This window comes from Ruminococcus sp. (assembly GCF_024691275.1).
In the GTDB taxonomy this organism is placed as follows: Bacteria; Bacillota; Clostridia; order Oscillospirales; family Ruminococcaceae; genus Ruminococcus.
On sequence record NZ_JAILNU010000059.1, the window covers coordinates 1 to 14,584 of the forward strand.

Below are 14,584 nucleotides of genomic sequence, written 5' to 3' on the forward strand. Positions count from 1 at the left end.
CTTCGTTCTTAATATGAACTGCAGCTCATCTTACCGCATCGACTCGACCATGAATAATGATTAGTGGCTCATTATTTTTTTATCAAAACCGGCTCACTTTTTTATTAGCGCTGTGGCTCAGTTTTTTATTGACAAAGGCAACATTGTTTATCGTAAAACAGCATAGTGGCTGATCCCGAATCAGCTGAAAGCTCCCTGATACAAATCAGGGAGCTTTTTATGTTAAATTATAAAAATATGTAAAGTGCGCTTGACATAAAATGTAAAGCGTGCTATACTATAATCACAGAAGAAGTAAAGTCTACTTTACATTGCAAAGTAGGATATACTATGTTGGAATTTTTTAACGCGGCTTAGCCTTGGGTCATATGCGCAGTCACGCTCGCTTTTATCTTTGCTTTCAGCGGCAATGATGAAAATAAGGACAATAAGGAGAAAAAAATTGAAAAATAAGATTCAGGAGCTGAGAAAGGCTCGGAAAGTCACGCAGCAGGAGCTTGCCGACGCGCTCAGCGTCACGCGGCAGACTATAATATCACTGGAAAACGGTAAATATAATGCGTCCCTCACACTGGCTCACAAGGCAGCACAGTTCTTTGGTGTAACTATTGAGGAGTTATTCATTTTTGAGGGAGAGGAAAACCTTTAAGGAGGAAAGTTATGGAGGAGTTCAAGATAAAACTGCAGAAGAAAATATGGGTTTATTACCTGTTTTCGGGAATTTGTGCAGTAGGAGTGTTACTGCTGACCATATTCGGCAAAGCCAATGACGGATTTAACGCAACAAGTGGTTTATTGGGAGAGCTGTTTGCTATTTCTTTCTGCAATATAATAAAAATCAGAAAGGCACTCAAAAATGATGAGATGCTAAAGCAGATATATATAAAGAATACTGATGAGAGAAATATCCAAATTGCCAAAGAAGCGGCAAATGCTTCATTTCATGCCATTATAATCGGTATCGCTTTGGCAACCGTCATAGCTAACTTTATAAGCGTAACTGTGAGCTGTACACTTTCGGTGTGCCTTGCGTTCATTTTCATGGTCAATGGTGCTCTGAGTGCGTATTACAATAAGAAGATGTGAGAACGTCTTGACAAAATAAAAAATATGATGTATAATGTAGATGAAATAAAAAGAGAGTATTTCATCAGATTCATGCAAAAAAACACCCGAAGCTGCAACTTCGGGTGTTTTTCCGTTATAAACGGAAAGTGCTTTTGTCGGGCTACTTCCTGCCAAGCCACTTACTGATACAGTTTGCAACTATACCAGCTGCGACAGAAATGAAAAAAGAGAGTATGTAAGACATCAGATCCACCTCCTTCCTGACGGAAGAAGCCGACAATTAATAATAGCATTTTTGTTATAAAATGTCAAATAAAAGCTCCCCGATACTTGTCCGTATCGGGGAGCATTTTTTATATTCTTATAAGCATGATTCACGAGTGTCAACGCGGCTTCGTTCGAGCTTGTTCAGCTCGCGGGCAGCGTCACGCTGCTAAAAATTACTTTTCAGCGAGCTTTGTGAGGTACTCGTAACGATTAGCAGCAGTCTTCTCTGCCTTCTCGAAGAGCTCCTTAGCACGATCTGGGAATGAACGTGTGAGTGCGCTGTAACGAGCTTCGTTCATGATGAAGTCCTGATATGACTCTGTTGGAGCCTTGGAATCGAGCTGGAATGGGTTCTTGCCCTCAGCAGCCAGACGAGGATCATAACGGAAGTTGTTCCAGTAGCCGCACTTAACAGCCTTCTCCATCTCAGCCTGACAGTTAGTCATACCGCCCTTGATGGAGTGCATCTCACAAGGAGCATAGCCGATGATGAGTGATGGTCCCGGATAAGCCTCAGCTTCCTTGATTGCCTTGAGTGTCTGGTTCATATCAGCACCCATAGCGATCTGTGCTACATAGATGTAGCCGTAGCTCATAGCAATATCAGCAAGGCGCTTCTTAGCGATTGCCTTACCTGCTGCTGCGAACTGTGCTACCTGACCGATGTTGGAAGACTTGGAAGCCTGTCCGCCTGTATTTGAGTAAACCTCAGTATCGAATACCATGATGTTTACATCTTCGCCTGTAGCGAGAACGTGGTCAAGACCACCGAAGCCGATATCATAAGCCCAGCCGTCGCCGCCGAAGATCCATACGGACTTCTTGGAGAGGTAGTTCTTGTTCTCAAGGATATCTGTCTTCTTATCGCACTGGCAGTCGCACTTTTCGAGCTCAGCAACGAGTGCAGCAGTTGCAGCTGTATTCTTAGCACCGTCGTTAACAGTTGCGAGGTACTCATCAGCAGCAGCCTTGATCTCAGCAGATGCCTTGTCGCTTGCAGCGATCTCCTTAACTTCTTCAATGAGTCTCTCACGGATTGCCTTCTGACCGAGATACATACCGAGACCGTGCTCAGCGTTGTCCTCGAACAGTGAGTTTGCCCATGCAGGACCGTGGCCGTTTGCATCAACAGTGTATGGTGATGTTGCAGCAGGACCGCCCCAGATTGAAGAACATCCTGTTGCGTTGGAGATGTACATTCTTGAACCGAAGAGCTGTGTGATAAGTCTTGCATAAGAAGTCTCAGCACAGCCTGCGCATGAACCTGAGAATTCAAGGAGTGGCTTCTTGTACTGGCTTGAGATAACAGTAGCGTCTGTTGCTACATCTGTCTTCTCTGTAACCTTAGCAACACAGTAATCGAATACTGCCTGCTGTGGCTCCTGTGACTCTCTTGGAACCATCTTGAGTGACTTAGTTGGGCAGACACCGATACATACGCCGCAGCCCATGCAGTCCATAGCGGAAACAGCGAGAGTGTACTTGTACTCGCTCTTTACGATCGGCTTAGGAGCGATCTTGATGTTCTCAGGAGCAGCTGCAACCTCAGCATCTGTCAGAGCGAAAGGACGGATTGTTGCGTGTGGACATACAAATGAACACTTGTTACACTTTGCACAAGTATCCTGATTCCACTCAGGAACCATAACTGCAACTCCACGCTTCTCGTATGCGGAAGCACCCTGCTCGAATGTACCGTCAACGTGATCTGTGAATGCAGAAACAGGAAGTGTATCACCGAGCATCTTGCCAACAGGGTTCATGATGCCGTCAACCATCTTAACGAGCTTCTCTGAGCCTTCGAGCTTAGCAGGTGCTGAATTATCAACAGCGTTTGCCCACTCAGCAGGAACGTCAACCTTTACGTAAGCATTTGCGCCTGCGTCGATAGCCTTCTCGTTCATCTGAACGATCTCGATTCCCTTCTTCATGAACTTCTGAGCCTTCTCCTTCATGTAGCTGATAGCCTCAGCCTCAGGGAGAACCTTTGAAAGTGAGAAGAATGCAGACTGGAGAATAGTGTTTGTACGCTTACCAAGACCGATCTCCTGTGCAAGGTCGATTGCGTTAACCAGATAGAGCTGGATATTGTTCTTTGCGATATACTGCTTTGTGTCAGCAGAGAGGTGCTGATCGAGTTCCTCAGGCTTCCACTGGCAGTTGATGAGGAATACACCGCCCGGCTTTACGTCGTTTACCATCTTGTAGCCCTTGAGAATGTAGGATGGGTTGTGGCAAGCAACGAAGTCAGCCTTATTGATGTAGTAAGGGCTCTTGATAGGCTTATCACCGAAACGAAGATGTGAGATAGTGATACCGCCTGTCTTCTTTGAGTCATACTGGAAGTAAGCCTGAACATACTTATCAGTGTGATCGCCGATGATCTTGATGGAGTCCTTGTTAGCACCAACAGTACCGTCGCCGCCGAGACCCCAGAACTTGCACTCGATTGTGCCTTCTGCTGCGGTGTTAGGAGCATCTTCCTCAGCGAGTGAGAGATTTGTAACATCGTCAACGATACCGAGTGTGAACTGTGGCTTAGGATCAGCCTTTGCGAGCTCTGCATAAACAGCAAATACAGATGCCGGAGGAGTATCCTTGGAACCAAGACCGTAACGACCGCCGATAACCTTGATGCCGTTTCTGCCTGTAGCATTAAGAGCAGCTACTACATCGAGGTAGAGAGGCTCACCAAGAGCACCAGGCTCCTTAGTTCTGTCGAGTACAGCGATTGACTTTGCAGTTGCAGGGATTGCCTCTACGAGCTTTTCAGCTGAGAAAGGACGGAACAGACGAACCTTAACGATACCGACCTTTTCACCCTTCTTGTTCAGGTAGTCAATAACTTCTTCAGCAACGTCACAGATAGAGCCCATTGCAACGATAACGCGCTCTGCATCAGGAGCACCGTAGTAATTGAAGAGCTTATAGTCAGTGCCGAGCTTTTCGTTTACCTTGCCCATGTACTCCTCAACGATTGCAGGAACTGCATTGTAGTAGGAGTTGCAAGCCTCACGGTGCTGGAAGAAGATATCTCCGTTTTCGTGAGAACCACGCATTGTAGGATTCTCAGGATTAAGAGCACGATCGCGGAATGCCTTGACAGCATCCATATCGCACATTTCCTTCAGATCCTCGTAATCCCATATCTCGATCTTCTGGATCTCGTGAGATGTACGGAAACCGTCGAAGAAGTTGATGAAAGGAACACGGCTCTTGATGGAAGCGAGATGAGCAACAGCAGCAAGATCCATTACTTCCTGCGGGTTTGTCTCGGCGAGCATTGCAAAACCAGTCTGACGGCAAGCGTAAACGTCGGAGTGGTCACCGAAGATGTTCAGTGCGTGAGAAGCTACGCAACGTGCAGAAACGTGGAATACGCATGGAAGAAGCTCACCGGCAATCTTGTACATATTCGGGATCATGAGGAGAAGACCCTGTGAAGCAGTATATGTAGTTGTAAGAGCACCGGCATTAAGAGAACCGTGAACAGTACCGGCTGCACCAGCCTCGGACTGCATCTCCTCAACCTTAACGGTTGTGCCGAAAATGTTCTTGACACCCTGAGCAGACCACTGATCTACATAGTCTGCCATCGGGCTGGAAGGTGTGATCGGGTAAATACCGGCAACTTCCGTGAAGGCATATGAAACATATGCAGCGGCGTTATTACCGTCCATTGTTTTCATTTTTCTTTTGATTGCCATAGGAATGACCTCCTAAAATATTATTAGATATGTTATATATATGGTTAGCGGGTGATAACGGTAACCACGTATAACTACCAGAATATTATACCACAAATCAATTTTTTTGTAAACACCTTTTTTGCTGTTATGTTACAAATTTATCAAGGGCATTTTTTGCAGATTGCCCATATACAGGCTATTTCCCAGGCAATAGTGTGCGGGGAGCTGTGAAAATTATACAGCTGTCAGGATTTTGTGCAATAATCTTATGAAATATGCCGTGTAAATGCATGAGAAAGTTGTGCATATTACCAAAAGTTAGGGAATTTACTTGACGTAATAAATGAAATAATGTATAATAACTATAGTGTTAAATAATTCTTAATTATTAACACTCGTTTTGTTGTCTCCTTTCTTTTGTTCTACACATATTTATTTTTATCTGTTTACTTAAAACGAAGCAGGGCATATGCCCTGCTTATTTTTTTTGCAGCGTGACGCTGCCATATCATACAATGGTTTCGGGAGCGTTTATGTAAGGCAGGGGCGGATAATATCCGTCCCTACAGTTCGTTTCGTGTTACATATATCCGTATCCGCCCGCGACAGCGGATACTCAACTACTTGCTAACGGCTAAATAATAGACAAGTCCGTAAACAAATGCGGCTGTGCAGCCGTAAAGCAGTACGGGACCTGCAATTGTGAATATCTTTGCGCCCACGCCGAGGATAAGCCCTTCCGAACGCGCTTCGACAGCACAGGAGCTTATGGCGTTAGAGAAACCTGTTATGGGTACAAGAGTGCCTGCACCGGCGTGTTTTGCCAGTTTCTGATACCAGCCGAGACCTGTGAACAGTGAGCTTAATCCAACGAGTATAATAGAAGTCCATGTTCCTGCGTCGGTCTTGTCAAGTCCGTATGCCTGTAGTATATCCAGTATTATCTGACCGAGGGCGCATATGGCTCCGCCGACTAAGAAAGCTGCGGTGATATTCACCTTGCAGTTGGATTTAGGGGAAGCCTGTCGTGTCATATCGCTGTAAAGCTCGGGTGTGATTTTCATAGTATCAGCTCCTTTTGAGCTTAGTATCTGCGCGAACTCGGAAAATATTCCTCAGGCTGGTTTAAAGTTGAGAGATATGGTGTCGCTTTCAGCGGTATATTTTTTTGTGAGCAAATCAAACATATTGACTCTCAACTCCGAGCGTCTTATCCGCAGCTGATGAATTTGACGAACCGAATCATTTTTCTCTTTTTCGTGACATATATATTAATAAATGTTATGAAAAGAGGTGATATGTTTGAAAATTCAGCCGCATGGGCGAGCTGTTATGCTGGGGAGATATATTATCGAAAATAAAGCGACTGTCCGCTCGGCTGCAAAGCGATTCGGTATTTCTAAAAGTACGGTACACAAAGACGTGAGCGAGAGGCTGAAAAGTGAAGCGCCTGAGCTATATGCGCAGGTCAAGGACGTTCTTGAAATAAACAAGCAGGAAAGACATATCCGCGGCGGTCTTGCTACAAAGCGCAAATATGCCGCTATCGCCAGCGGACGCAAAAAGAAAGATGCCTACAAATGAAAAGCAGCACCTGTTAAGCACGGTGCTTATACAGAAGTTTTTACGTGAGATATTGAGGAAGCCCCCTTTTTCAAAAGGGTTCTTCCTCAAACTCCTTTTCTAAAACTTCCGGCTTGAATTTTTCTCTGATAGGGCGCTCAAAGCAATAAAAAAGCCCTGCAAGTTTTGCAGGGAGCGCCATATCTGCGAAAAATTCGTGTTAAAAGTCTTTGGAAATGGGTACGGGGGAAACCTTTCCTCAGAAAGGTTTCCCCCGATAATTTTGTGTAAAGTTTCTATATGAGTGCTCCGCTAAAAAGGTGCTGCCTTTGTTTTTATATTCCTGCGAGCTTTGTGAACTTGATGTAGAAATCGCTCAGTGAATTACGTCCCTTGAGCATTGTCTCATCAACGTATGCGCCGGTGTATTTACCGTCGCGGAATACATAGTAGCTTTTGCTGTCTTTTTCGGTCTGAACAAGGTCGATCTTTACCGTGCCGCCATCACTGAGTGTGAATTCTGCGGATAATGCAGGGGATTCAAGCTTTGGTGACACTTTGGTGTCGGTACCTTCCAGCTTTAACACTGAGAACGAATTGAAGAGATTGTTTAATGCTACATAAGCCTCGGAATTCTTGAGGCTGATCTCCTTGCCGTTAAATGTGCATTTGTTGTTGTCGATATCCATAGTGCAGCTGTCGCTGTTGCCGTTGAAATCAAGTTTGAAGCCTGTTGCGTCGGACATCTGAGCTGCGATATAGTTTTTGGCGATGTAGGTTATCGGCTTGTTCTGGGTGATGCTGAGGTCGCTCTTGTAGTAGAGCTCTACCTGCTCACCGTCAACGAGAGCGAAGCAGTATGTCGGATCGTCGTTGTTGGTGCTTACGAGGAATTCGTGCTCTGAGCCGTCAAGACCTGTCAGGACTGCCTTGCCGTATGGCTTGTCAAATCCGTACTTTTTCAGGTCATCGAGCTTTTCGTCGAGCATATCCTCTGCTTCCAGTCGGACGAGAGCGTTCAGCTCTGATGTGACCTTTGTCTGATCCAGCGTGAGGTTTGAATACTCATCAGGGAGAGACCATGACATAGATTCGGGATCATATGTGAGCTCACAGGTCTTTTCGCCGCTGTTGTCGTAGGTGGTTATGCTCTTGATATCTGCAAGACCGTAAGGCACGATCTTCTTGTTTTTGAGCAGGAGCCTGTCGAGCTTCATGACGCTGCCGTGCTGTGCATCAATGGTGTATACATTGTTTTTGCCGTCGGCGGTAATGTAGTAGGATTCGCCTGTAGGACTGACATTTCCGACATATAGCGTGTGAGTGCCCGAGGGCTCGGTGAGCTCGATCTTGTCGGGATCATCGAGGCCGTACATACTGAGCTTGTCGTTGGTTATCTCGCCGTAGCTCTTATCAGCTGTCAGGTTTGACATATATGTGCAGACGAGCTGTATATAAGTCTGGTCGATGCTGAACTCTTTTGTGTCCAGCTCCCATACATCGTTGTTCAGTTCAACCGTATAGGTTTCGCTGCCCTTTGAGAAAACGACCTTTGTTGGGCTGTAAGGGTCGAAGCTGAAAAGCTTGTTATCTGCGAGCTTTTCTTTTTCCTGCTGCTTCTTATTGTCATTTTTGTTTTTGACTGCTAAGAAGCCGATAACAGAGCCTGCTGCGGCTATAAGCATTATAATGAGGGCTATAATTGGTTTTTTCATCAGGAATTTCTCCTTTTGATCCATACTGCTATGCCGAAGATCGCGAGGATAGCAGGGATAATATAAACGATGACCATTACGCTCGTTGCTTCCTTTGAATCCTTGAATATCATGTAATCATAGGAATTGAGCTTGTTTCCGACACCGAACTGGATATCGCTGTCGTAGAGCCATGTATTGCTGAACAGTGCAAGCATCTGAGTACCGCTTACGGATACTGCTATCATGTCCTGGTCGATGATAGATGTAGTGCCGATGAATACCATCTTGCCGCCTGAGGTCTTGTTGTATGAGTAGTAGCCGAAATCGAGCACCATTCCGCTGAGCATTTCGTCTGCCTGCTGAGCGGTTATATCGTCACCGCCCATAGACTTGCTCTTGGTGGTGTATGCACCGCTGTCGTCGGCGAGGTTGCGGATAATGGTCGAACGCTCTGTATAAGCGGCACCCGGGAAGGAATCCTCGGGGATCTCGGTAACGCTTCTCGGGTATGAGATACCTGCGATATAGCTTCCGTTGCTTACGAGCTCGTTGAGGTCTGAGGTAAGGTCTTCCGTGAACTCGTCGTTGGATTGACCGCCTGCCGGGTACTCAACGCGGAAGAAGTTCTCGCTCTGTTTTGAATCTCTGTCCTGGAGCTGATTTGCAGGTGATGTTTCGGTAACGATGTTGTAATCGAGTATAAGTCCGAATTTTTCCATAACGGCTTCGATGTTATAGAAGCGTCCCTCGGTATCGCACGGGTCGATGAGGAAGGAGAGTGAGCCGCCGTTGTCAGCGTACTCGCAGAGGAGATCCTTCTCCTTTACGGTAATGTCTTCCTGAGGACCTGCAAGGTAGATTATCTTTGCGTTTGAAGGGATAGCGCCTTCCTTGTCGAGGTCGAGCTCCTGAACGTCGTAGTCGTTGGACTTCAGCTGTCTTGCGTAGGTCTCAAGGCTGCCTGTGATTGATTTTTCGCCGTGGCCTGTGAGGAAGTAAATGCCCGGGAGCGAACCGCTTGCACAGGTCGAGATAGCTGCTGCGATAAGTTCCTCGCCTGCGTACTGGCGCACACCGTCGGTGCCCTGCTGGAAGAACTTGGAATGACCTATCTTCTTGACGACGTTGTTGCACTTTATAAAGAGGTCGCCTCTTGCTGTGCCGATAGTACCTTCGGGGTCGAGCTCCTTTGCGAGAGCGGCATTTTCGTCAGGTTCAAAGCAGGTGAGAGTGATGTTGCTGCGCTCATCGAGCTGCTGAAGTGTGTGATAGAGAGGGAGAAGCTCGGAAGCGTCAGCTCTCTGGAATTTCTCCAGCTTGTAGAGAAAGTATATGTCGATATGCTTGTCTGATGTCTGTTCAAGAAGCTCCACAGTCTTTTCGCTGAGGGTGTACTTCTTGGCAGGTGTCATATCGAAGCCCTTGTCGTAGTAGCTTACGATGAGATTGATCGGTACGAATATCATGAGCACGAGTATAGCAAGCACGAATGCGATAGTGCCCGAGAAGTTGAGTTTTTTCTTGTTCATGTCGGCTTACCCCCTGTTCCAGCGTCTTTTCTCGATGGCGATGTAAGTCCATGCGAGGAAAACGATTATAGCTGAAGCGAAGAATACAAGGTCTGACAGGCGGATAAAGCCTTCTGAGAAGTATGCGAATCTTGGCTGTGCAGCGAATGAGTAGATAACTGACTGAAGCTTTGGATACTGCGAGATAAACGGAGTATTTGAGAAGTCGTCGATAAAGAGGAGAGCGAACATGACGACTTCGCCTATGATAGCGGCAAGTATTGCGCTTTCAGTGAGTGCGGAGATGAACATTCCGATAGCGATATACATTGTTCCCCAGCAGAAGATGCCTATGTAAGCGCATATGAGCTGGCTGACAACTACTTCGCCCTTCATTGCAGTTATGATCGGGAAGAAAGATGTGCCGACGAGCATGAATAAGTAGACTGTGATGTTTGCGAGAAATTTAGCGATTACGATCTTTGCCACGCTCACAGGAGATGTCATGAGCAGCACCTCGGTGCCGTTCTTTCTCTCGTCTGCGAAAGTCCTCATAGTGAGGATAGGCAGCAGGAATATGAAGTAGAGTATTACCGAATAGAACATCTCGGTGAATGAGAATGCCCATTTGTTAGTCTCTTCGATCTGAGCGATACCTGTTGAGAAGCTCAGTGAGAACAGCAGCATGAAAAGTGCTGATATTGCGTATGCAAAAGGAGTGTAGAAGAACGATTGCAGCTCCTTTTTATAAATAGGAAACATTTTACTTCTCCTCCTTTTCTGCGGTTGTTTTCTGTGACTCGTCGGGGGTCTCATCGAGAAGCTCCTGAAGTCCCGATTTTTTCACAGGACGGTTTATGAGCTCGATAAATACGCTTTCGAGGTTTGGCTTGTCGGTGTATATCTCAAGGATACTCAGACCGTGAGAGATACATTCGGACATGATATTGTCCCTGATCTTGTCGGAGTCGCCTTCGAGGGTGACTGTGAACGAGTAAACGCCGTCGCCGTCGCTGTCAACGGAGTTGATATTTGTAACACCGTCGGTCATGCCGATTATGGAAGCCGCCTTGTCCTGCTCGCCCTTTACCTTTATATGGAGAACGCGGGAAGCGGTGAATGATTTTTCAAGATTCTCGATAGTGTCGATAGCTCTTATCTCGCCCTTGTTGATGATGATAACGCGGTCGCACACAGCGCTTACCTCACTGAGAATATGTGAGCTGAAAATAACGGAGTGCTCTTTTTTGAGGTCTTTAATGATAGCGCGTACCTCTGCGACCTGATTGGGGTCAAGTCCGACCGTGGGCTCGTCGAGGATAAGGAACTTGGGATTGCCGAGGAGTGCCTGTGCGAAGCCTACACGCTGTTTATAGCCCTTTGACAGGTTGCGTATGAGTCTTCCTTCCATATCCTTGATCTTCAGCAGACCCATGACGCGCTCGATCTCGGATTTTCTTTTTCCCATCGGCACCTGTTTCAGACCTGCACAGAACGAAAGGTATTCCTTGACTTTCATGTCGGGGTATACAGGCGGAATCTCGGGGAGATAGCCGATGTTTTTCTTTGCTTTGACAGGCTCTTTGGTTATGTCCGAGCCGTAGATGGTGACTTTGCCGTCGGACATAGGCAGATAGCCTGCTATCATATTCATGGTAGTTGATTTTCCCGCACCGTTAGGGCCGAGAAAACCGAGGATCTCATTATCATTTATTGTAAAGCTTATATGATTGACGGCACGGTTATTGCCGTAATACTTCGTAAGATTATCAATAGTAATCATGAGGTTCTCCTTTCCGATCAGAGATCAAAAATATAGGTAAAAGTAGGTGCTATTATCTCATTATAGCATACTATTTTATTATCGCAGAATAATATTAACACAAAATGAACAAGAAATGAACAAAGTGTTAAATAAGCAAAAAGTGACTGGTTACAGCCGGCATTTTCGGCAATAACTGACAGGTAAATATTATAGTCTATGTGTGTCTGTTTTGTGAAAGATTATTGTGGAGGAGATGAATGTTTGAGGCTTTTGTTTCTGAAAGAAATTTGTTCATATTTTGTTAATAGATGCGGATTTATGGCGATTTTATGGGTAGACAAAATGTACAAAAAAGAATTTGCTATTGTGTGCATTGCACCGAAAATGACTTTGAGCATCTGTGAAAACAACTCAAACTGTTGACACACTATGAAACGTGGGATATAATAATCATGAAAATAGTTTGAGAATTGTGTGTAGTCTGCGTGAAAATACACACATTGTACGAAGTATTTTCGTATGCGCTCCCAAAGTCAATGCTTTAGGGGGCAATTATCCATTTTAACCACTATATTATTATGAGAGGGGTAAAAACAAATGATAAGCAAAAAGAATAAGGCTCTCGCAGCTGGCGTTCTTGCAGCTGCAATGTCAGCAGTATCTGTAATGCCTGCAATGGCTTCAGCAGCTACTAAGTCATCTTTCGCTACAGAAAAGTCTTACGCTGAAATGTTCTCATCTCTTTATGACGATGTTGTAACAAACGGCCAGGAAAACGGCTACCTCAGCAAGCAGACAAACGGTTCAGGTTTTGGTATTCCTTACCATTCAGTAGAAACATTCATCGTAGAGGCTCCTGACTACGGTCACGAGACAACTTCAGAAGCTATGTCATACATCGTATGGATGGCTGCTATGCACGATGTTCTCGCTGAAAAAGGTGTTATCTCAGGCTCTAAGGGCGACCTCAAGAAGGCTTGGAACACAATGGAAGCCATGATCCCTGGTTGGTCAGAGGCTTCAGGCAGATCTGATATCAAGTATGAGACACTCTGGAAGCAGAACAAGCTCGAAGCTGACGTTTCAGAAGAGTGTGACGAGCCAAGCGATTATCCTGCTTCACAGCCTAACGTAAAGGCTCCAAGCCCGATATTCGATACATTCAAGTCTGCTTACAGCAGCGATAAGGGCTACTATCTTATGAACTGGCTCGCTGACGTTGATGACTGGTATGGCTTCAGCAAGGGCACAACCGGCGAAGGCAAGTTCACATTTATCAATACATTCCAGAGAGGTGAGCAGGAGTCTTGTTTCGAGACTGTTCCGGCTCCTTGTCTTGAAGAACTTAAATGGGGTATGAAGAGCACCGATAAGGATAACGGTAACGGTATCAAGGCTATCTTCAACGGTAAGGATAAGGTTCCTCCGCAGTACTCCTTCACAAACGCTCCTGACGCTGAGGATCGTGCTATTCAGGCTGTTTACTTTGCTAACCAGTACAATGCTGGCGATTCAACTATCTCTGCTCTTGCAGGTAAGATGGGTGACCAGTGCCGTAACGATATGTTCGATAAGTACTACAAGGAGATCTCTGCTACTGTAGGTCTTAGAGATCCTGCTGCTTCAGGCAACAAGTCTCAGCACTACCTCATGGCTTGGTACACTGCTTGGGGCGGAGCTCTCACAGCTTCTTACGGTGACTACGGCTGGGCATGGCAGATCGGATGCTCACATTCACATCAGTTCTATCAGAACCCACTCGCTGCTTACGGTCTTATCTATGACTCAGCTATCAACGGCGGTATGAAGGCAAGCGGCGCTACAGAGGACTATAAGGAGTCTCTCAAGCGTCAGGTTGAAATGTACCTCTGGCTCCAGTCAAAGCAGGGCCCATTCGCAGGCGGTTGTACAAACAGCTGGAGAGGTCGTTACGAGACATATCCTTCAGGTCATGCTACTTTCTATGATATGGCTTATGTTGCACACCCTGTATATGCTGACCCAGGTTCTAACCACTGGATCGGTAACCAGGTATGGTCAACACAGCGTCTTGCTGAGCTTTACTACTATGTAGTATCTAACGGCGGCGACAAGACAGGTCAGACATACGGCGGTCTCAAGCTCGACGAAGCTCTCGATGCACTTCTTAAGAGATGGATAGGCTGGTTCGAGGAGAATACTAAGTTCGGTTATGAGGACGAGTACGGCGTTAAGCACACATACGCTATCCCATCAACTCTCGACTGGGGTTCAAAGGATACAGACTACAGCTGCACACCTGATACATGGACAGGTACTTACAGTGCTACAGGCAACCAGAAGCTTGAGTGTAAGATCGGCGGTTACGGTCAGGGAGACGTTGGATGCGTATCCTCACTCTGTAATACACTTATCTACTATGCAAAGGCTAAGGGCGTAGATCCTTCATTCGCTACTAAGGAAGGTACATCTGTTGAGGAGAAGGCTCTCTACCTCGCTAACAGACTCCTTTCATACCAGTACCTCGAAGGCCGTGACAAGATCGGTATCACATTTACTGATACAAACGGAAGCCTCGACAGAGTATTCAAGGAGAAGGTTTATATCCCTGATTACTATTCAGGCGAAATGCCAGATGGTTCTAAGCTTGAGCCAGGTAATTCTACATTCTCATCAATCCGTAAGAGCTACGAGAAGGATGAAATGTGGCAGGAAGCTAAGAAGTACTACGAGGGCAAGGGCGAAGATACCAACGGCGACGGCAAGGTTGATATCAAGGACTACCAGTTCCAGTATCACAGATTCTGGCACGCTGGTGATGCTGTTGTTGCTTATGGTACAATGGCACTCCTCTTCCCAGAGGTTAAGCCTTTTGATGAGCTTCCAAAGCCTACAGGCGAAGATCCAACAGATCCAGATGTAAAGGCTACACTCTGGGGCGATGCAACTTGCAACGATAAGGTTGATATGGCTGACGTTGTTCTTATCATGCAGTCACAGGCTAACCCTAACAAGTATGGTCTCGGCGGAACAGATGCTACTGCTATC

General features: G+C 46.1%; 10 protein-coding genes. 4 read left to right on the forward strand and 6 right to left on the reverse strand.

The window, feature by feature from the left end; genetic code table 11:
- Positions 1 to 442 precede the first annotated feature (442 nt).
- Both K6G33_RS07350 and K6G33_RS07355 read left to right on the forward strand, forming a co-directional pair.
- Positions 443 to 649, forward strand: coding sequence for a helix-turn-helix transcriptional regulator (locus K6G33_RS07350; RefSeq protein ID WP_028516074.1), 207 nt, complete (start codon positions 443 to 445; stop codon positions 647 to 649).
- 11 nt (positions 650 to 660) lie between these two features.
- The gene (locus tag K6G33_RS07355; RefSeq protein ID WP_296777853.1) at positions 661 to 1,086 is read left to right on the forward strand and encodes a hypothetical protein; all 426 of its coding nucleotides are present in this window, start codon (positions 661 to 663) and stop codon (positions 1,084 to 1,086) included.
- A 422-nt stretch (positions 1,087 to 1,508) separates the two neighbouring features.
- Here the strand turns inward: K6G33_RS07355 and nifJ are convergent, their stop codons facing one another.
- Complete coding sequence (gene nifJ / locus K6G33_RS07360) at positions 1,509 to 5,036, reverse strand: pyruvate:ferredoxin (flavodoxin) oxidoreductase (RefSeq protein ID WP_296777867.1); 3,528 nt, start codon at positions 5,034 to 5,036, stop codon at positions 1,509 to 1,511.
- 608 nt (positions 5,037 to 5,644) lie between these two features.
- A complete protein-coding gene (locus K6G33_RS07365; protein WP_296777854.1) occupies positions 5,645 to 6,088 on the reverse strand; it encodes a SpoVA/SpoVAEb family sporulation membrane protein in 444 nt (147 codons plus the stop codon).
- Positions 6,089 to 6,356: 268 nt separating this feature from the next.
- Between K6G33_RS07365 and K6G33_RS07370 the strand changes: the two genes are divergently transcribed.
- Positions 6,357 to 6,608: a sporulation transcriptional regulator SpoIIID gene (locus K6G33_RS07370; RefSeq protein WP_296777856.1), complete on the forward strand. Its 252-nt coding sequence runs from the start codon at positions 6,357 to 6,359 to the stop codon at positions 6,606 to 6,608.
- 314 nt (positions 6,609 to 6,922) lie between these two features.
- On the opposite strand, the gene K6G33_RS07375 is transcribed toward K6G33_RS07370, so the two are convergent.
- Genes K6G33_RS07375 through K6G33_RS07390 form a run of 4 tightly spaced genes read right to left on the reverse strand, consistent with a single transcriptional unit; the run spans position 6,923 to position 11,575 of the window.
- Positions 6,923 to 8,302 (reverse strand): DUF4340 domain-containing protein, encoded by a 1,380-nt coding sequence (locus K6G33_RS07375; RefSeq protein ID WP_296777858.1) that lies wholly within the window; start codon positions 8,300 to 8,302, stop codon positions 6,923 to 6,925.
- Positions 8,302 to 9,813, reverse strand: a complete 1,512-nt coding sequence (locus K6G33_RS07380) for a Gldg family protein (protein ID WP_296777860.1) — start codon at positions 9,811 to 9,813, stop codon at positions 8,302 to 8,304. Before K6G33_RS07380 ends, K6G33_RS07375 begins: the two co-directional genes overlap by 1 nt.
- A gap of 6 nt (positions 9,814 to 9,819) precedes the next feature.
- Entirely contained in the window at positions 9,820 to 10,554 is a 735-nt protein-coding gene (locus K6G33_RS07385; protein ID WP_296777862.1) for an ABC transporter permease, read from the reverse strand.
- A 1-nt stretch (position 10,555) separates the two neighbouring features.
- Positions 10,556 to 11,575 (reverse strand): ABC transporter ATP-binding protein, encoded by a 1,020-nt coding sequence (locus K6G33_RS07390; RefSeq protein ID WP_296777863.1) that lies wholly within the window; start codon positions 11,573 to 11,575, stop codon positions 10,556 to 10,558.
- A gap of 579 nt (positions 11,576 to 12,154) precedes the next feature.
- Here K6G33_RS07390 and K6G33_RS07395 point away from each other — a divergent pair.
- Positions 12,155 to 14,584: glycoside hydrolase family 48 protein (locus K6G33_RS07395; protein WP_296777865.1), on the forward strand; the 2,430-nt coding region annotated here is incomplete at its 3' end.

Excerpts from the sequence above, each read along its gene's own strand:
- K6G33_RS07355 (WP_296777853.1), top strand. The coding sequence starts at position 661 with ATGGAGGAGTTCAAGATAAAACTGCAGAAGAAAATATGGGTTTATTAC.
- K6G33_RS07365 (WP_296777854.1), bottom strand. The coding sequence starts at position 6,088 with ATGAAAATCACACCCGAGCTTTACAGCGATATGACACGACAGGCTTCC.
- K6G33_RS07370 (WP_296777856.1), top strand. The coding sequence starts at position 6,357 with ATGCTGGGGAGATATATTATCGAAAATAAAGCGACTGTCCGCTCGGCT.
- K6G33_RS07375 (WP_296777858.1), bottom strand. The coding sequence starts at position 8,302 with ATGAAAAAACCAATTATAGCCCTCATTATAATGCTTATAGCCGCAGCA.
- K6G33_RS07380 (WP_296777860.1), bottom strand. The coding sequence starts at position 9,813 with ATGAACAAGAAAAAACTCAACTTCTCGGGCACTATCGCATTCGTGCTT.
- K6G33_RS07385 (WP_296777862.1), bottom strand. The coding sequence starts at position 10,554 with ATGTTTCCTATTTATAAAAAGGAGCTGCAATCGTTCTTCTACACTCCT.
- K6G33_RS07390 (WP_296777863.1), bottom strand. The coding sequence starts at position 11,575 with ATGATTACTATTGATAATCTTACGAAGTATTACGGCAATAACCGTGCC.